At 67.5% G+C, this 18,030-nt stretch carries 14 protein-coding genes; 8 read left to right on the forward strand and 6 right to left on the reverse strand.

What is annotated here, in order from left to right:
• Positions 1–13 precede the first annotated feature (13 nt).
• The 4 genes from BACI71_RS15385 to BACI71_RS15400 all read right to left on the reverse strand — a co-directional run bounded on the left by BACI71_RS15385 (position 14) and on the right by BACI71_RS15400 (position 6,403).
• Positions 14–1,138 (reverse strand): acyltransferase family protein, encoded by a 1,125-nt coding sequence (locus tag BACI71_RS15385; protein ID WP_159760087.1) that lies wholly within the window; start codon positions 1,136–1,138, stop codon positions 14–16.
• Positions 1,135–3,399, reverse strand: coding sequence for an alpha-N-acetylglucosaminidase (locus tag BACI71_RS15390; RefSeq protein WP_159760089.1), 2,265 nt, complete (start codon positions 3,397–3,399; stop codon positions 1,135–1,137). The genes BACI71_RS15385 and BACI71_RS15390 overlap by 4 nt, the downstream gene beginning before the upstream one ends.
• 207 nt (positions 3,400–3,606) lie before the next feature.
• Positions 3,607–4,278, reverse strand: a complete 672-nt coding sequence (locus BACI71_RS15395) for a hypothetical protein (RefSeq protein WP_236553006.1) — start codon at positions 4,276–4,278, stop codon at positions 3,607–3,609.
• Positions 4,262–6,403 carry a nucleotide pyrophosphatase/phosphodiesterase family protein gene (locus tag BACI71_RS15400; protein ID WP_159760093.1) on the reverse strand — a complete coding sequence of 714 codons (2,142 nt, stop codon included), beginning with the start codon at positions 6,401–6,403 and terminating at the stop codon, positions 4,262–4,264. The genes BACI71_RS15395 and BACI71_RS15400 overlap by 17 nt, the downstream gene beginning before the upstream one ends.
• Before the next feature lie 489 nt (positions 6,404–6,892).
• Here BACI71_RS15400 and BACI71_RS15405 point away from each other — a divergent pair, with 489 nt between their 5' ends.
• A complete protein-coding gene (locus BACI71_RS15405; RefSeq protein ID WP_159760095.1) occupies positions 6,893–8,164 on the forward strand; it encodes an acyltransferase family protein in 1,272 nt (423 codons plus the stop codon).
• A gap of 170 nt (positions 8,165–8,334) precedes the next feature.
• Here the strand turns inward: BACI71_RS15405 and BACI71_RS15410 are convergent.
• The coding region (locus BACI71_RS15410) for a transposase (protein WP_236553007.1) at positions 8,335–8,546 on the reverse strand (212 nt) is incomplete at its 5' end.
• A gap of 65 nt (positions 8,547–8,611) precedes the next feature.
• Between BACI71_RS15410 and kdpC the strand changes: the two genes are divergently transcribed.
• The 5 genes from kdpC (at position 8,612) to BACI71_RS15435 (ending at position 14,116) form a co-directional block, all read left to right on the forward strand.
• Positions 8,612–9,184, forward strand: a complete 573-nt coding sequence (gene kdpC / locus BACI71_RS15415; RefSeq protein ID WP_159760097.1) for a potassium-transporting ATPase subunit KdpC — start codon at positions 8,612–8,614, stop codon at positions 9,182–9,184.
• On the forward strand, positions 9,184–11,853 hold the full coding sequence (locus BACI71_RS15420) for a sensor histidine kinase (RefSeq protein ID WP_159760099.1): 2,670 nt from the start codon (positions 9,184–9,186) through the stop codon (positions 11,851–11,853). The genes kdpC and BACI71_RS15420 overlap by 1 nt, the downstream gene beginning before the upstream one ends.
• The gene (locus tag BACI71_RS15425) at positions 11,853–12,545 is read left to right on the forward strand and encodes a response regulator transcription factor (protein WP_159760101.1); all 693 of its coding nucleotides are present in this window, start codon (positions 11,853–11,855) and stop codon (positions 12,543–12,545) included. Before BACI71_RS15420 ends, BACI71_RS15425 begins: the two co-directional genes overlap by 1 nt.
• A gap of 63 nt (positions 12,546–12,608) precedes the next feature.
• On the forward strand, positions 12,609–13,802 hold the full coding sequence (locus tag BACI71_RS15430) for a glycosyltransferase family 4 protein (protein WP_159760103.1): 1,194 nt from the start codon (positions 12,609–12,611) through the stop codon (positions 13,800–13,802).
• A gap of 35 nt (positions 13,803–13,837) precedes the next feature.
• Positions 13,838–14,116, forward strand: a complete 279-nt coding sequence (locus tag BACI71_RS15435; protein ID WP_159761263.1) for a UvrB/UvrC motif-containing protein — start codon at positions 13,838–13,840, stop codon at positions 14,114–14,116.
• Between the two features lie 213 nt (positions 14,117–14,329).
• On the opposite strand, the gene BACI71_RS15440 is transcribed toward BACI71_RS15435, so the two are convergent.
• On the reverse strand, positions 14,330–15,172 hold the full coding sequence (locus tag BACI71_RS15440) for a LysR family transcriptional regulator (RefSeq protein WP_159760105.1): 843 nt from the start codon (positions 15,170–15,172) through the stop codon (positions 14,330–14,332).
• Positions 15,173–15,265: 93 nt separating this feature from the next.
• Between BACI71_RS15440 and BACI71_RS15445 the strand changes: the two genes are divergently transcribed.
• Entirely contained in the window at positions 15,266–16,432 is a 1,167-nt protein-coding gene (locus BACI71_RS15445; protein ID WP_159760107.1) for an acyl-CoA dehydrogenase family protein, read from the forward strand.
• Positions 16,429–18,024 (forward strand): carboxyl transferase domain-containing protein, encoded by a 1,596-nt coding sequence (locus tag BACI71_RS15450; RefSeq protein ID WP_159760109.1) that lies wholly within the window; start codon positions 16,429–16,431, stop codon positions 18,022–18,024. Before BACI71_RS15445 ends, BACI71_RS15450 begins: the two co-directional genes overlap by 4 nt.
• Positions 18,025–18,030: the final 6 nt, after the last annotated feature.

The raw sequence follows: 18,030 nt of genomic DNA on the forward strand, positions 1-18,030 counted from the left end.
GTCCCTTCATCTCTCACACCTTCAGGATGATGCCGCGGCGGTCGAGCGCGCGGCCGAACCAGCAGCACAGCAACGTATAGGCGAGCGCGCACAGCAACGAGCCGAGCGGCCCCGGCGCAAGCGCCTGAAACCACGTCTCGCCGATCCAGCGGTACAGGCCTACGCCCGGCCGGACATGGATCAGCTCGATCGTGACGACGAGCAGTTCGGAAAACAGGTAGATCGCCAGCGGATTGCGCCCAAGCATCTGAAGGAAGTCGCGCCCGACGCGGACGCCTTTCACCTCGACAACGCCGATCACCGCGCCGATTAGGATCATGTCGAGCCCGACCGTCAGCAGCACGAACGACCCGGTCCACAATTTCTTGGCGATCGGCAGCACCGGTGTGAGCAACAACGCGCCGATCACCAGTCCCGCGCCGATCAGCACCATCCGCCCCACCGTTGCGGTGTGCTTGCCCCAGCGCTGGATCACTACCCCCGCGAGATAGCCCGCGACGACATTGGCGGTCGCAGGCAAGGTACCGAGCAATCCCTCCGGATCGAAGCCGCGATCCTTGCGATACAGATGCTCGGGACCGATCAGCCGCAGGTCGAGCAACGTTCCGGCATTGCGATAGCGCCCGAACGCTTCACCCGCCGGGCTAAACCCGGCAAGGATCGCCCACTGCGCCAAGACCAGCGCGACGGCGGCGACGAGCAGCCAGCGCGGCGACAGGTATCGGGCGAGCAGCCCGGCGAGCAGGTAGCAGAGTGCGATCCGTTGCAGCACGCCGGTCACGCGAGTGTCGGCGAACGGCTTGATCGCCCAGCTGCCGTCCGCCGCATGGGTGACGAACGGATACCAGTACATCATGAACCCGAGCAGGAAGATCAGTGCGGCACGTTTGAAGATCCGTCGCAGGAACACGCCGTCGGTCATCGGCCGGGTCAGCGCGAAGCTCATCGCATTGCCTACCGCGAACAGGAACGACGGATAGACGAGATCGGCGAGCGTGAAGCCGATCCACGGCGCATGAACGAGCTGTGTGAATGGCTGCCCCGCGCCCGCGGTGTTGACGACGATCATCAGAAAGATCGTGGCGCCGCGGAACATGTCGAGCGAAGCGAAGCGCTCCGGACGCGGCGCGACTGTCATGGCCGCGCCACCTGCGCCATCAATGCGCGCGCCGCCCCGACCGCATCGGCGGGCGCGGCGGCGCGGTAGGCGCGGCCGTCCCCGACCCAGCGCCCCTCCCATGCGTGCAGCCGCTTGAGGAAGGCTGCCTCGTCGACCGGCCGACGGGCAAGTGCGGCGGCGCGCGCTTCGCCAAGATACATCGTCCAGCGCGGCAGATAGAAGTCGGCGTACAGTCCCGCCCACGCCTTGGACGCATAATCGCCGAGATGCCCTGCGCCGCCCCAGATCGTCACCTGCGCCTTGGCATCCTCCTCGAAGCGACGGCGATCGGCCGGCGTGTCGCCATAAGCGCGCGCATCGTCGATCCAGCTGGCGAGCGTCTCCTGCTGTCCGCCGATCAGGCCGTCGATCGCCTGCGCCATCGCGGTAATGCGCGCAGTTTCCCGGTCGCCCGCCGCAACGTCGCCGTGCTGGTACGCCGCCACGGCGGCCTTGAGACGGTCGTCGAGCGTCAGGGTCGCCTCGTGGCGGACGAGATCGACCAGATCGTAGCGGAACAGCGCACTGTCGCGATGCTGCGCCGCCACTTTCAGCAACGCGTCGATCCCGGCGCGCGCCTTCGCGCGGTCACCCGGCGTGGCGGGGAAGGTCGGCGCATCTGCCGCCGGGCGCTTGAAGAACAGATAGGCGCCCGCCCGCTGGTTCCACCAGCGCGGCGTCCAGTAGCGCACGTCATAGACGCCGGCGGCGACGTCCTGCCACGCCGCCACCATCGCAGCGTCGCTCCAGCCGTAGCGCGCGCGGGTGTAGCGCGCGAGCCACGGCACCAGCGTCATGTCGCCCGAGGGCCACGCCGCGTCGAACGCATAGTCATAGGCGAGGCTGTTGTTGTGCAACCCCTCCGGGAACATTCCGAAACCGCGCACCCGCCCACGCGCCGGATCGGCCAGCAACGCGGCAAGGTCGCGGCGGTAGAAGTCGGGCGCGCCATAGACGGGGTTGCTGCCGCCGTAATTGTGGACGTAGCCGTAGATCCAGTCCTTGCCGTCGAAGCCGTTGGTCTGCTTCCAGATCCCCGGATAGCGATCGTTGCCGATGTCGAGGATCAGCATCCGCTGGTCGGGAACGTCACGCAGGAAGGCGGCGATCGCGTCGCGCGTCCAGAACTCCTTGTCGGCGCCGAACAGCCAGCCTTGCATTACCCAGGTTGCGCCCGGCTGCGCCGCTGCGATCGAGGCGTAGAGCCGCTTGCCATAGGCGGCGAGCCGCGCGTCGCGCACCGCGCGCGGCAGCGCGGCGGCGCGGGTAGCGGCGGTATTGGCGGTGCTGTCGCCGTAGCTGGCATGCGCGGTGTCGCTGCCGTCGTCGGCGATCGGCGGCACCATCTCGTTGAACGCGTCGGCGAGATAATAACGGCCGGCGCCATATTCCGCCGTGTAGAGTTTCAGAAACCGCGCCGCGAGTTTCGCGAAGAGGGGATCGGACGGATCGAGCCAGTACGTCCCCGGAAAGCCCTCCCATTCGCGCATCCGGTAGATGCGGGCGTCGGGATGCGCCTTGGCGAACGCCTCGGGGACGTAGCCGGCAAAAGCGGGCAAGATCGGCGTCATGCCCAGCGCGCGCATCCGGGCGAGGATACGCTTTTGCAGGACACGCTTTTTCTCGATCCAGTGGCGCGACAAAGGCGCACGATAGCCCGCCATATTGCCCATCCGCTCCCACGGGAGGAACGGCGCGCCCGCAAAAAGCTGATCGACCTGCGTCCCGCTCAGCCCCTGTTCGCGCCAAAGGGCGCGCCAGACGTGCTCCTGACCCTCCATCGCGAGCGGCATGTCGACGCCATGCACCGCCATCAGGTCGATCTCGCGTTCCCAACGCGCCCAGTCCCACCACGGCGTGGTATAGCCATAGGTGCAGGTGTTCAGATATGCGCGAAAAGCAAACGGTGACGTTACCCAGCCGCTATCCCGGGTGGCGAGCCCGGTCAGCGAACCCACCCGGTTGCCCTCCCATGATGCATGGAAACGACCCTGCGCGGTGAGCGCCGCAGTGACGCCGCGCACTGCCGCGACCGGCGACGAAGCGGTGACGGCGACCCGGTCGTGCGCAATCTGCACCCGGTATCGTGCACTGGGCCCGGATTTGAGCGTCACCAACACACGCGGTGCCGGAATACCGAGCCGTGCGAGCGCTGCCTGCGCATCCGTGGCAGTCTGGGCCGCCGCCGGCGTCGCCCACAGCACTGCTGCGAGCAGTGCCATTCCACGCCGGAGCGGCATGGCGCGCGCCACACGGCGCCGCGGATCAAGATCGCCCAAGTCTTTCCCTCCCTGTCGTGCGTGCGGCCTCACGCGCCGACGGGATGGTGGCCGGGCGATCACGGCACGAATTGGTCTTCCCTGAAGAGCAATTTGTAATGTTCTGGTATTATTGCTCGCACGGGCTTCGCCGCGCTGTCAATCGCGAGGGGGCGACAAAAGTGCGGCTCAGTCGCCGGCGATATCGCGCGCGGCGTTGTTGACGATATAGCCTTTCTCGTCCGGCCGGAACAGGGCGGCGGCGGGCGCAGCGTTATCGAAGGCGGTGACGCGCCAGATCTCCCGTCCGCGGCTATCGCGCATCAGCATCGGAAACGCTTGTTCACGGCTCCAGCAGATCAGCGTCCGGTGACCCTCCGTCTCGAGCGCGTACCAGCGGCACGCCGCGGGCGCGTCGCTGCCTTGTGGCACCGCCACCACACTGTAACGGTCCGCGGGGGGGCGAATCCCGAACGCGAGATCATTCCAGTCGGTAAAGCGGCCCACCCGGTACAGGCTGGTGCGGTCGACGATTGTGTGAAGGCGGCGGGACCGGTCGAACAGGTCCAGCCGGAAGTCGGTGTCGCGCGCACGGCGGCGGGTCGCGATCGAGATCAGTCGTCCGTCGGTGTCGCGGCGGACCCGCGTTGCGCCGTCGCGCCATACTTCGACGTGGTGGACGCCATCGGGCGCGCGATAGGCGAGGCGCGCATGGAAGTGCGCGGGTGCGCCAGCGGTCGCGAACGCCTGTTCGAAGCGTGGCCCGGCGCCTGCGCGTGCCGCCGCGTCGATGGTGGTGGGCAGTGCCGCCACCACCATCGACGACATCAGGATCGCCCGCCGCTTACTGGCGGATCGCACGGGCATAATCGAAGTAACGATAGGTCCGGTCATCGATCTTCACGTCCTTGACGACGAGCTGGATGGTATAGCTGCCGCCGGAACGCGTCGTGTCCTTGGTCGCGCCCGTCGGGTCGAGCGGCGTTTCAAACGTCAGCCCGGTCGCGGTGCTGGTGGGGTTCAGGACATGTGGCCAAACCGTCGCAGTCGCGGTGCTGCGCGGGCTGACCAGGGCCTCGTTCAGCACGCGGCCGTCGGCTTGCGGCATCGACAGGCCGAGCAGCCAGGCAACGGTCGGTGCGACATCGACATTGCCGCTGGGCCCGTTGACGATCAGACCCCTGCGGAAGCTGGGGCCAGCGGCGATCAGCGTATTGTGCACGTCGGTGATGCCAAAGCTGCCGTGCATCCCGCGCTGGCCACCCGCACTCTCGAATTCGATGCCGGGCTTGCCCTGCACGACGGTATTCTCGTCCCAGTTGAATGACACGACGATGTCGGGCTGGCCCTTGTCGCGGCGAACACTGTTTTCGAGATTGATGTCCTTCAGCGGCAAGGTGCCGGGGATGCTGTCGTAGCGGCTGTCGACGAAGATCGCGCCATATTCCTCGCGGCGTTGCAGGATCGCGACGATCTGCTGGACCAGCGCCTTGTCGTGGCTGGGCACGTAGATGTAGTCCGAGCCGCCGTTTGCCGCGACGACCACACCGTTGGCGGGCAGCGCGCCGGGAGCGGGGACCTTGAAGCTCGCGACCGGTTTGGCGAGCGTGGCGCTGATCGCCTGATATTTGGCGTTCGCCGTTCCGCACAGCGCGCCCGTGGTGTCGCTGCGCAGCGGCACCGTCGGTGTGCCATCGGCGCGCAGCCCGTACATCGCGCTGGTGGTGCAGCCGCTGCCGTCGAAGGCGGCGATGCCACGATAGGTCAGCAGATCCGCGGTGCGCACGTCGCCGGAGAAGGAATAGCCGGTGCCGCTGAGGCCACCCAGCGTCGCCGGCGCGCCGCCGCCCGCCGCATTGATCGCTCGCAGCGGATAGAGGCTGGTCGGCCCCGACACGGTGGAATGGCCATGGTCGGAGACGATGACGACGTTGGTCGAGCCATCCAGCCCTTGCGCCTTCAGCGCGGCGAGCAACTCGCCCAGCCGCGTATCCTGCGAACGCAGTCCGGCTTTCACGTTCGCGGTGCCGGGGCCGTAGCCGTGCTCGACATTGTCGGGGGTGCGGAACCAGACGAGCGAGAGCATCGGCTTCTTTTTGGGCAGGATGTAGCTGGTGAAGACCGACATCATATATTTGTTGGCGGCATCCTCAGGTGCGCCACTGGCGTCGGAGGAGTCGCGCGCCGTGACGGTCAACTTGCCGTCCGGATCGAAGGCGGTGGTGTTGAACGTCGCATAGCCGGCGCGGCCCGTCGGGTTGCCGTTGGCGGCGGTAAGCGTCACGTCTCCATCCGCATAGGTTTTGGTCGTGTTCGCCGGGACTGCGATACCGGCGGCCTGCAGTTCGGTGACGAGACTGCGCGGGCGTACCGTGTTCTCGTCGACGAAGAGGCTGTTCTGGCCCAGATCCTGAATATAGGCCGCGCCGGTCTTGCCGATCGTGGCGGTGGTGATCCCCGCCGCCTGCGCGGTGGCGAACAGGCTCTTCACCAAAAGCAATTGATTGCCGTAATACCCGTTGAGCGTGTCGAGGATCGCATAATCCTCGGTAAAGACCGGATCGACATAATCCGCCGCCGCGCCGGAGGCGCCATTGCCGGCCGGAACCGCGTTGCCGCTGCCCTGCGGCGGGGTCCAGAAGGTATTGCCGTAGAAGCCGGTGGTCGCCGGGAACGACCCGGTTGCGAAACTGGCGCCGTTCATCATCGTGAAGGTCGGATAGGTGGAGTGGTGGTCGGTGAACTGCACGCCGGACTGTTGCAGCGCGTACAGATTGGGTGTGTCGTTGGCGTTGACGTCGTCCGGGCGCAGGCCGTCCCAGACGAACACGATCGTCCGCGTCGCGGCGAGCGGCGTGGGGGAAGGGCTGGGCGTCGGTGTCGGCGCCGATGCGACCTGGCCCTTGTCGCGGTCGTCGTGACAGGCAGAGAGTGTCGCCGCCATCGACAGCATGATCGTCGTTGCCAACAAACCCGTGCGCTTCATCGATTATGCCCCCGTGAGAATCAACAAGTGGCGCGCTAGGTCTGCTTGATGACAGCGTTATGAAAACAAAAGGGTTGGCCTGCTGGATGACGTGAAAGCAAAATGAAAAATATGCGATAGAATGTCGCAGAGATAATCTGGTCATTACTTGCAACCCGACGGAATGGTTTTGTCGGCTCATGATGTCGTTGTTGTTGCTCCACTCGCCGCACTGCTGATCGGGGTGACCGGCCACGACCTCGATCGACCCAAGAGCCACGGTCAAGACCGACAAGTGGCAGCGTAGCTCATAGGGATCGGCCAGTGCGCGGGTGCTGATGCTGCGCGCCGAAGCGTCGCTCACCTTTGCCGCGGAGCGATGTTTCGATGCTGCCGGATCGATCACGCGCAGCATCGGAACATCGCGGGCGCAAGGTGAGTCTCATTCCCTGACGCCGGAAACAATCGCCCACATTGCGCTGTCGGCGCATCTCGCTACGACCCGCTCCCATGATTCGCCACACTGCGGGGGCAGCAATGCGGGCTCTGAACAGCTTTCAGACTTTCGGTACGATACTCGACAAGAACCGTGGTGCCGGCAAAGGCTTCGATCTTCTCAGGCTCGGGCTGGCGCTGCTCATCCTGGTGAGCCATCTGTCCTCGATCGTCGGCCACAGCGGTACGACGGCGTGGTTGACGTCACTTCTTTTCGGCACCGATGCGAGCGTTCACGCCGCGACCGCGGATGTTGCCGCGCGGGCGCCGACGCTCATGCCTCCAGCTCTCGCCCGCCCGACCGGTGGACTTGCCGGGATTTCCGGCCCGTTCATTCGCGCGCTGGTGCCGATGTTCTTCGCCCTAAGCGGCTTCCTCGTTGCCGGCAGTGCGCTGCGCACACGCAAATTGCTGCCGTTCCTCGGGTTGCGCGTGCTGCGGATCGTCCCGGCGTTGTTCGTGGAGGTGTTCCTCTCCGCCATCGTGCTGGGCGCGGTGTTCACGAATCTGCCGCTGCCGTCCTATTTCTCGCATCCACAGTTTGCCGCCTATTTCTGGAACATCGTCGGCGTCGTGCAATTCCATCTGCCGGGCGTTTTCCAGAACAATCCCGACCATGTCGTCAACGCCAATCTCTGGACGCTGCCCTTCGAGCTCGAATGCTACCTGGTCATGTCCGCCTTCATCATTCTCGGCGTGCTGCGCAACCGGATCGCCTTCACGACGCTGTTCACGGTCGCGACCGCGGCGCTGATCGTTGCCAACATGGCCTATGGCTATAGCGCCAAGCTGGAGATCTTCAGCGGGCGCGTGCTGATCTATTACTTTACCTGCGGCGTGCTGTTCTTCCTCTGGCGCGACAGGATTCCGTTTTCCTACGTCGGGTTGGCGGTCAGCCTCATCGTCAGCTATTTTTTGCTGCGGTTGACGAACGCGACCTTCATCACACCGTTCTTCCTGACCTATGCCACGGCAGCGATCGGACTGGCGGAACTCCCACAATTCAAGATATTGAAGACCGGCGACTACTCCTACGGAATCTATCTCTATAGCTTTCCGGTGTCGCAGGCGGTTGTGGCCTCGATGGGAACTGACGCCTTGCCTTATTGGGTATTGGTGGCGGTCGTGACGGTGCTCACCTGCCTGTTCGCGGCCTTCTCGTGGCACGGTGTCGAGAAGCATTTCCTCAAGCTGAAGCGCTTCATCTCCAAGCCATCGGCAAAGATGACGGAGCACCTGCATCCGACGGTGGTCGGTGCGACGACGCTTGCCGGTTCCCCTGCCTAGGTGACGACGTCTGCCCGTCGCGATGCGACCGCTCTCCAAAGACGCGGTCGCATCGTGTGGGCGATTTGCTGGTGCCGCACCGTCGCTGGTCATGATGGTGGGCCAAATGTTTCGCCGAACTGGCCGGTTGGCGTGATCGGCGGCGGTCCGGGCATTAGAGTGCGATCCATCTAAGTTGAAGCGTAGCCGCTGTTGCGGAGATAGTTGGCGCATTCGTGGGGTGGGAAGGCGTCGAGAAGCGAGCCGATCTGCTGCCATGTCGTCTCGACCGATCGGGTGTTGGCCTTGCGCAGCAGCGTCTTGAGTTTGGCAAAGACCTGCTCGATGGGATTGAGGTCGGGCGAATAGGGCGGCAGGAACAGAAGCCTGGCGCCGACGGAGCNGCCTGTGACTCCCCCACCCCAACCCCTCCCCTGAAGGGGAGGGGCTTTAGGTAAGGAGCCTTCAATGAACACCGACATCAAAACTGCCGTGCGGCCGGCGATCGCCATGACGATCCTGTTCGCGATCCTGCTCGGTCTGGTCTATCCTGTTGCGATGACAGGCATTGGCCAAGTGATCTTCCCCGCGCAGGCGAACGGCAGCCTCGTTCGCGATGCGACGGGGCGCGTGATCGGCTCGACCGTCGTCGGGCAGGCATTCGTCGCCGAACGCTATTTCCAGACGCGGCCGTCGGCGGCGGGCAAGGGCTATGACGGGCTGGCCTCGTCGGGGTCGAACCTCGGGCCGACCAGCAAGGCGCTGGTCGAGCGCGTGACGCAGGATGTCGCGACGCGGCGTGGCGAGGGGGTGACGGGTGACATGCCCGCCGATCTGGTCACCGCCAGCGGCTCGGGGCTCGATCCCGATCTGTCGCCCGCCGCCGCGCAGGCGCAGGTGCCGCGCGTCGCGCGCGTGCGCGGGGTGCCGGTCGATCGGGTGCGCGCGCTGGTCGCGGCGCAGACCGAGACGCTTCTGCTCGGCGACGCGCACGTCAACGTGCTGGCGCTCAACCGCGCGCTGGACGCCGCCGCACGCTGATGCCGCCGAACGGCGACGCCCGGCCCGATCCCGACGCCCTGCTGCGCGCCGCCGCGCAGGAGGGGCGCGGGCGGCTGAAGATCTTCCTCGGCGCGGCGCCGGGCGTCGGCAAGACCTATGAGATGCTGTCCGAGGGCAAGGCGCGGCGTCGCGACGGGGTCGATGTGGTCGTCGGCGTCGTCGAGACGCACGGCCGCGTCGAGACCGAGGCGCTGACGCGCGGGCAGGAGATCGTCACGCGGCGCGCGGTCAACCATGATGGGCATCTGCTGCACGAGATGGACCTCGACGCGGTGCTGGCGCGCGCGCCGCGGCTGGTGCTGGTCGACGAGCTGGCGCACACCAATGCGCCGGGCAGCCGGCACCCCAAACGCTATCAGGATGTCGAGGAACTGCTCGCCGCCGGGATCGACGTCTATTCGACGATCAACATCCAGCATGTCGAGAGCCTCAACGACGTCGTCGCCAGCTTCACGCGGGTGCGGGTGCGCGAGACGGTGCCCGACAGCATCCTCGAGGCGGCCGAGATCGAGGTCGTCGACATCCCGCCCGACGAGCTGATCGAGCGGCTGAAGGCGGGGAAGGTCTATTTGCCGCAGGAGGCGACGCGCGCGCTGGGGCATTTCTTCTCGCGCTCGAACCTGTCGGCGCTGCGCGAGCTGGCGCTGCGGCGCGCGGCGCAGGCGGTCGATGCGCGGATGCTCGACGACGTGCGCGCGCTCGGGCTCGGCGGCACCTGGGCGGGGAGCGACCGGATCGTGGTCGCGATCAGCGAGCTGCCGGGCAGCGACGTGCTGGTGCGCGCCGCCAAGCGGATCGCGGATGGCCTGCGGGGGCCGTGGACCGCGCTGTTCGTCGAGACGCCGCGCGCCGCGCACTTCACCGACGCGCAGCACGCGCGGGTGGCGGCGGCGATGACGCTGGCGACGCAGCTTGGGGCGGCGGTGGCGACGGTGCCGGCGACGCACGTGGTGGAGGGGATACAGGGGTTCCTCGCCGATGCGCGCGCGACGCAACTGGTGCTCGGCAAGTCGCCGCGCTCGCGGTGGTTCGAGTTGCGGCACGGATCGGTGGTCGACCGGCTGGTGCGCGATACGCCCGACGTGACGGTGCACGTCCTGCCGGTGGCGGCGGCGCGAACCGAGCGCGGTGCGCGGCGGCCGGCGCGGTGGGGTGCGCCGTCTGGCTATGCGGTGACGGGCGCGATGGTCGCCGGCGTGACGGCGGCGGGGAGTGCGCTGGTCCATGTCATCGACCTCGGCAACGTCGCCTTGCTGTATCTGTTGCCGGTGATGGCAGCGGCGAGCCTCTATGGCCTACGCACCGGGTTGTTCGCGGGGCTCGCCTCGACGCTGGCCTACAACTTCTTCTTCCTGCCGCCGGTGGGCACGCTGAGCATCAACAATCCCGAGAATGTCATTTCGGTGGTGGTGCTGCTCGGCATCGCGTTCGCGACGAGCCAGTTGACCGCGCGGGTGCGCGCGCAGGCCGATCTCGCCGCGGCCAGCGCGCGTACCAACGCCACGCTCGCCGGGTTCCTGCGGCAGATCGCGGCGATCAACGACGCCGATCAGGCGGCGCGGATGATCTGCGACGACGTGCGGCGGCTGCTCGACGTGCATGTCGTGTTGCTCGGGGCGGCGGCGGGCGGGGCGCTGGAGGTGTTGGCGGCGAGCGACCCAGGCTATCGACTGGACGCGATGGACAATGCCGCCGCCAATTGGGCGTTCGACACCGGCAATGCGGCGGGCAAGGGATCGGGGACGCTCGCCGCGTCCGAATGGTTGTTCCAGCCGCTGAGGGCGGGCGCGCGGACCCTGGGGGTGTTGGGGGTGGCGAACGACGGGGGCACCAATCCGGTGCGTGCCGATCAATTGCCGCTGCTCAGCAGTTTGCTCGACCAGTCGGCGCTGGTGCTGGAGCGGCTGCGCCTGCAGGCGGAGATGCGCGATCTCGACGTGGTGCGGACGCGCGACCGGCTGCGCGCGGCGTTGCTGTCGTCGGTGAGCCACGATCTGCGCACACCGCTGACCGCGGTGATCGCCGCCGCCGACCAGCTCGATCACGGCGCAACGCCGGAGCTGATCGGGACGATCAAGGGCGAATCGGCGCGGCTCAACCGGTTCGTCGCCAATCTGCTCGACATGGCGCGGGTCGAGGCCGGCGCGATCCGGCTCAACGTCGAGGCGATCGACCTGAGCGATGCGGTGACCGGCGCGGCGCATGATGCGCGGCGCGCGCTGGAGGGACATGGCGTGCGGCTCGACGTGCCGCCCGACCTGCCGCTGGTGCGCGCCGACCCGCAATTGCTCCACCATTGCCTGCTCAACCTGCTCGACAATGCCGGGCGGTACGGCGATCCGGGCAGCGAGATCGTGATCGAGGGGCGGCACCGGTTCGGCGAGTTGCGACTGGCGGTGCTCGATCATGGGCCGGGGCTGCCGCCGGGGCGCGAGGCGGAGGTGTTCGAGACCTTTACGCGGCTGGAGGGGTCGGACCGCGCGATCGGCGGGACCGGGCTGGGACTGGCGATCGTCAAGGCGTTTGCGGAGGCGATGGGGATGATGGTCGAGGCGAGCAATCGTGGCGACGGGGGCGGCGCGTCGTTCGCCCTGGTGTTTCCGGCGGCGCTGATCGTCCGCGACGCCGCGATCGAGGGTCTGTCCTGATGCCTGCCAAGGTCCTTGTCGTCGACGACGAACCCGCGATCCGGCGGCTCCTGCGCAACACGCTGGAGCGCGCCGGCTACGAGGTGGTCGAGGCGGGGAACGCCAGGGACGCGTTGCAGCAGGCGGCGGCCGAGCATCCGGCGGCGATCCTGCTCGATCTCGGGCTGCCCGATCGCGACGGGCTGAGCCTGATCCCGCTGCTCCATGCCGGTGGCGAGGTGGTGATCCTCGTGGTTTCGGCGCGCGACGCGGTCGACGAGAAAGTCGCCGCACTCGACCTCGGCGCGGATGACTTCGTCGGCAAGCCGTTCGATACCGAGGAATTGCTGGCGCGGCTGCGCGTGGCGTTGCGGCATCGCGGGCCGGCGGTCGCGGCGCAGAAGGTGGTGACGCGCGGCGACCTCGACATCGATCTCGATCGCAGGATCGTGCGGCGCGGCGGCGAGGACGTGCATCTGACCCGCAAGGAGCATGACGTGCTCGCGGTGCTCGTCCGCCATATCGGGCGGATCGTGACGCACGACCGGCTGCTCGCGGCGTGCTGGGGCGGGGACGAGGATGCGCGAATCGAATATCTGCGGATCGTGATCCGCAACCTGCGCCAGAAGCTGGAAACGCCGGCGCCGGTCGGCAGCGTGATCGCCAACGAACTCGGGGTCGGCTATCGGCTGCGCGGTGACGGCGCGATTTGACCCGCACGCGCCAAGCGCCGATGGACGGTCGCGGCGCGGTCGGCGTCCTTGCCACGGGGATTGATGGTGTCGCGACGCGGCGAGACGAAGATCGGCTATATCAGCGGCCCCGTCGATGCGCGGGTGGTGCACGACAGCTGGCGCACCGGCACGCCGCTCGGCTATTTCGGCACCAGCTACCTCCTGCAATTCTACGAGATCGCCGCCGAGCTGGGCGTCGAGCTGATCGTGACCACCAGCGCCGCGCAGCCGCGCTACGACGACGTGCGTCCGGGCGTGCACATCATGAACCGTCCGCGGCGCGCCGCGGCCGGGCTACGCTACCATCTGCATGAGATCGCGTGGTTGTGGGGGCGGGTGCGCGAGACGGCTGCGAGCGGGGCGCGGATCATCGTGCTCACCGATGCGATGTTCCATTGGTGGGCGCTGCTGCCGTGGCGGTGGCGCGGTGTCCGCTTCGTCAACGCGCTGCACTGCGCGATCCTGCGCCCCGCTGCACGCGAGCCGCTGATCCGGCGGGTGATCGCGCGATTGCTGGCGTGGTGCCATTACCGCTTCGCCGACCCGACGCTCGCCGCCTCGCCGCTGATCGTCGCGCAGGTGAAGGCGCTGTCGGGCGGACGGATCGACGCGACGCTGTTCCTGCCGACCTATGCGCCGGCGCAATTCGCCGCGATCGCACCGCCCGCCGCGATGCCGCAGGGCGACTTCCATGTCGTGTTCGCGGGCCGTGTCGAACACAACAAGGGCGTGTTCGACATGCTTGAGGCTTGCCGCCGTCTGCACGCGGAAGGCGGGCGGCGGATCGTCTTCCATATCTGTGGCGAGGGTACCGCCAGCCCGGCGTTACAGGATGCGGTGCGCGCGGCGGACATGGAGGAGCTGTTCCTGCTGCACGGCTTTTGCGACCGCGCCGCGCTGACGCAGCGTTTGTCTGAAAGCGACGCGGTGGTGGTGCCAACGCGCAGCGACTTCGAGGAGGGGTTCGCGATGATCGTCGCGGAGGGCGTGATCGCGCGGCGGCCGGTGGTGACGTCACGGGTCTGTCCCGCGCTCGAACTCGTGCACGATGCGGCGGTCGAGGTCGCGCCCGACGATGTCGCGGGCTATGCGGCGGCGTTGCGCGCGCTGGCGAGCGACGCGACGTTGTACGCGCGAAAGGTGGCGGCGACCGCCGGGTTGCGCGCGGCGTTTTTCGACGAGACCAATGGCTATGGTGCCAAGCTGCGGGTGGTGTTGCGGCGACTGATCGGTTGAGCGGAACGCCGGGAGCGGTGACCGGTTGGTTCGGAATGGACGACGGTGAACCACAGGCGAGCGTGATCCGCGCGTTGCGGGCGCGGATGGAGGCGGCGGCTGGCGCGCTCGACTTTGAGGAAGCACGGCGGCTGCGTGACCGGATCAGCCTGTTGCAGGGCGGCGCTTCGGTGGCGGAAGCGGCGGCGGCGGAAGGTCTCAAGCGGCAGCAGCCGGGCGCGATGGGGCTGGGTACCAGCCGGCAGCAGGTGGTCCCGCCGGTAGGATGGAAACCCCCGCCCAAGCCGGATCTGATGACGCGGGGGAAGCGATAGATCGTAGGGGTATGACGTCAAGATTATCCTCGTCATTGCGAGCGAAGCGAAGCAATCCAGGGCCGGACCAGGACGCCCTGGATTGCTTCGCTATGCTCGCAATGACGGATTGGTCGGGTCGGGCTTGATGCAGCCGGGCGATGACCGCCTTTCTTTGTCGTCGGCCAGAAGAGAGAAGCGGGATCCCGGATTCAGTCCGGGATGACGGCTTGCTCAGGTCAGCGCCTCTCGCAAGCTGGCGATCAGCGCGGCGTCGGTCCGGGCGTGCGCGGCGAACACCAGCCCAACATCGCGGGTCGCATCGAAATCCTCCAGTTGGACGCGCGCGACGCCATCGGCGTGGAAGCTGTCCGGCATTACCGTGATCCCCAGCCGCGCGCGGACGTGCGACAGTGCGCGGTCGTCGCTGGTCGTGCGCGCCGGGAAGAACGGGCGGACGCCGCGTGCGGTGAAGAAGCGGCTGGTCTCCGACAGCATCTCGCAATGGCGGCGGACGATCATCGGTTCGTGCGCGATCTCCTCGGCGCGCAGGGAGGCGCGCGCGGCGAGCGGGTGCGTCGCGCCGATCGCCAGCGCATAGCCCTCGGTAAGCAGATGCCGCCCCTCGCTGCGTTCGTCGCCGTCGCGCAGGATCGTCAGCGCGGCGTCAATCCGACCGCGCGCGAGCCGCGCGCGCAGATCGCGCTCGTTGCCTTCGACCAGCTCGACGCGATCGCCGCTACGCGCCGCCAGCCAGCGCTCGATCCAGTGGCGCGGGATCGTGGTCAGCACGCCCAGCCGCAGCAGCGGAGCAGAGGCGGCGCCGGTCACCGCACGCTCGGCGGCGGCGAACCCGCTTTCGATCGCGCGCGCGTGGGCGAGCAGCCCGGCGCCGGCCTCGGTAAGGGCGACCCGGCGATTGGTACGGTTGAAGAGCGTGCGGCCGAGCGACGCCTCCAGCCGCGCGATCCCGACGGACAAGGTCGGTTGCGCGACGTTGCAGGCGGCGGCGGCGCGCGAGAAGTTGCCGGCGTCGACCACGGCGAGGAAATAGCGCAAGTGATAGCGGTCGATCATAGACGGCATCTATATCCAGCTTCGGCGCATTTCAATTTTGCGGGGTGGTGGCGACGCTCTAGGATGCCGCGCAACGACGCATAGGAGAGAGCGATGGACCTCGATTTCGGTCTGGGCGAGATGGCGGACACGATCCGCGAGACGGTGCAGCGCTTTGCGGCCGACCGGATCGCGCCGATCGCCGCACAGGTCGATGCCGAGGATCGCTTCGCGCGCGAGCTGTGGCCGGAGATGGGCGCGCTCGGGCTGCACGGGATTACCGTCGAGGAAGCCGATGGCGGGCTGGGGCTCGGCTATCTGGAGCATGTGATCGCGTGCGAGGAGGTCAGCCGCGCCTCGGCGGCGATCGGGCTCAGCTATGGCGCGCATTCCAACCTGTGTGTCAACCAGATCCGGCGCTGGGGCTCGGCCGGGCAGAAGGCGAAATATCTGCCGCAGCTGATCTCGGGCGAGCATGTCGGCAGCCTCGCGATGTCGGAGGCGGGCGCGGGATCGGACGTCGTCTCGATGAAGCTGCGCGCGACGAAGGTCGACGGCGGATGGCGGCTGAACGGGACCAAGTTCTGGATCACCAACGCAGCCTATGCCGATACGCTGGTCGTCTATGCCAAGACCGATGTTGAGGCCGGGTCGAAGGGGATCACCGCCTTCCTGATCGAGAAGGGCTTCGCGGGCTTCTCGATCGGGCAGAAGATCGACAAACTGGGGATGCGCGGCTCGCCGACCGCCGAATTGGTGTTCGACGATTGCTTCGTTGCCGACGAACAGGTGATGGGGCCGCTGAACGGTGGCGTGAAGGTGCTGATGTCGGGGCTCGATTACGAGCGGGTCGTGCTGTCGGGCATCCAGCTTGGCATCATGCAGGCGTGTATCGATACGGTGCTGCCCTATGTCCGCGAGCGCAAGCAGTTCGGGCGCGCGATCGGCGAGTTCCAGCTGATGCAGGCGAAGGTCGCCGACATGTATGTCGCGCTCAATTCGGCGCGTGCCTATGTCTATGCGGTGGCGAAGGCGTGTGACGCGGGGCGGACGACGCGCTTCGATGCGGCGGGGTGCATCCTGCTCGCCTCGGAGAGCGCGGTGAAGGTCGCGGGCGAGGCGATCCAGGCGCTGGGCGGCGCGGGCTATACGAAGGACTGGCCGGTCGAGCGCTATTGGCGCGACGCCAAGTTGCTCGACATCGGCGCGGGGACCAACGAGGTGCGGCGGATGCTGATCGGGCGCGAGTTGATCGGGCACGACGCACCGAGGGCGCAATGATCGCGATCCGTTCGCTGGTCGACGCGGGGTCGGAGACGTTCGCGGCAAATGACGCGCACAACCGCGCGCTGGTGGCGGGGTTGCGGGAGAAAGCGGCGGCGAGCGCGCTGGGCGGGTCGGAGCAGCACCGCGCGCGGCATGTCGCGCGCGGCAAGCTGCTGCCGCGCGAGCGCGTCGACCGGTTGCTCGATCCCGGCGCGCCGTTTCTGGAGATCGGCGCGCTGGCGGCGAACGGTATGTATGACGATGCCGCGCCGGGGGCGGGGATGATCGCGGGCGTCGGGCGGGTGTCTGGGCGCGAGTGTATGATCGTCGCCAATGACCCGACCGTAAAGGGTGGCGCGTACTTCCCGATGACGGTGAAGAAGCACCTGCGCGCGCAGGAGATCGCGCGCGAGAACCGGCTGCCGTGCCTGTATCTGGTCGACAGCGGCGGCGCGAACCTGCCGCATCAGGCCGAGGTGTTCCCCGACCGCGAGCATTTCGGGCGGATCTTCTTCAATCAGGCGCAGATGTCGGCCGAGGGGATCGCGCAGATCGCGTGCGTGATGGGGAGCTGCACCGCGGGTGGCGCTTACGTCCCGGCGATGTCCGACGAGAGCGTGATCGTGCGCGATCAGGGGACGATCTTCCTCGCCGGGCCGCCGCTGGTGAAGGCGGCGACCGGCGAGGTGATCTCCGCCGAGGAGCTGGGCGGGGCGGAGACGCATGCGCGCCGCTCGGGGGTGGTGGATCATGTCGCGGAGAATGACGAACATGCGCTGCTGATCGTGCGCGATATCGTCGCGACCTTGGGGAAGGCGCGGACTCCGGATGTGGCGCTGGCCGAGCCGCGCGCGCCGTTGCTCGATGCGGAGGAGCTGTACGGGATCGTGCCGCAGGACGTGCGCGCGCCCTATGACGTGCGCGAGGTGATCGGGCGCGTCGTCGACGGCTCCGAGTTTCACGAGTTCAAGGCGCTGTACGGTACGACGCTGGTGTGCGGCTTCGCGCATATCTGGGGGATGCCGGTCGCGATCCTCGCCAATAACGGCGTGTTGTTTAGCGAGTCGGCGCTGAAGGGCGCGCATTTCATCGAGCTGGCGTGCCAGCGGCGTATCCCCTTGCTGTTCCTCCAGAATATCTCCGGCTTCATGGTCGGCGGGAAATATGAGGCGGAGGGGATCGCCAAGAACGGGGCGAAGCTGGTGACGGCGGTTGCGACGGCCTCGGTGCCGAAGATCACCGTCCTGATCGGTGGCAGCTTCGGCGCGGGCAATTACGGGATGTGCGGGCGCGCTTACTCGCCGCGGTTCCTGTTCAGCTGGCCGAATGCGCGCATCTCGGTGATGGGCGGCGAGCAGGCGGCGAGCGTGCTGGCGACCGTCCACCGCGACGCGGAGACGTGGAGCGCGGAAGATGCGGAGCGCTTCAAGGCGCCGATCCGGCAAAAGTATGAGGACGAGGGCAATCCTTATTATGCGACCGCGCGGCTGTGGGACGACGGGATCATCGATCCGGTGCAGACCCGCGATGTGCTGGGGTTGGCCTTTGCCGCGACGCTGAACGCGCCGGTGCCCGAGCGGGCGCAGTTCGGCCTGTTCCGGATGTGATCGAAG

The sequence above is a fragment of the Sphingomonas sp. 8AM genome (genome assembly GCF_902506455.1).
GTDB lineage: Bacteria > Pseudomonadota > Alphaproteobacteria > Sphingomonadales > Sphingomonadaceae > Sphingomonas.

Coding starts and splice junctions, on each gene's coding strand:
- BACI71_RS15435 (WP_159761263.1), top strand. CDS start 13,838: ATGGACGACGGTGAACCACAGGCGAGCGTGATCCGCGCGTTGCGGGCG.
- BACI71_RS15440 (WP_159760105.1), bottom strand. CDS start 15,172: ATGATCGACCGCTATCACTTGCGCTATTTCCTCGCCGTGGTCGACGCC.
- BACI71_RS15400 (WP_159760093.1), bottom strand. CDS start 6,403: ATGAAGCGCACGGGTTTGTTGGCAACGACGATCATGCTGTCGATGGCG.
- BACI71_RS15390 (WP_159760089.1), bottom strand. CDS start 3,399: ATGCCGCTCCGGCGTGGAATGGCACTGCTCGCAGCAGTGCTGTGGGCG.
- BACI71_RS15450 (WP_159760109.1), top strand. CDS start 16,429: ATGATCGCGATCCGTTCGCTGGTCGACGCGGGGTCGGAGACGTTCGCG.
- BACI71_RS15430 (WP_159760103.1), top strand. CDS start 12,609: ATGGTGTCGCGACGCGGCGAGACGAAGATCGGCTATATCAGCGGCCCC.
- BACI71_RS15385 (WP_159760087.1), bottom strand. CDS start 1,138: ATGACAGTCGCGCCGCGTCCGGAGCGCTTCGCTTCGCTCGACATGTTC.
- BACI71_RS15445 (WP_159760107.1), top strand. CDS start 15,266: ATGGACCTCGATTTCGGTCTGGGCGAGATGGCGGACACGATCCGCGAG.
- BACI71_RS15425 (WP_159760101.1), top strand. CDS start 11,853: ATGCCTGCCAAGGTCCTTGTCGTCGACGACGAACCCGCGATCCGGCGG.
- BACI71_RS15420 (WP_159760099.1), top strand. CDS start 9,184: ATGCCGCCGAACGGCGACGCCCGGCCCGATCCCGACGCCCTGCTGCGC.
- kdpC (WP_159760097.1), top strand. CDS start 8,612: ATGAACACCGACATCAAAACTGCCGTGCGGCCGGCGATCGCCATGACG.
- BACI71_RS15405 (WP_159760095.1), top strand. CDS start 6,893: ATGATTCGCCACACTGCGGGGGCAGCAATGCGGGCTCTGAACAGCTTT.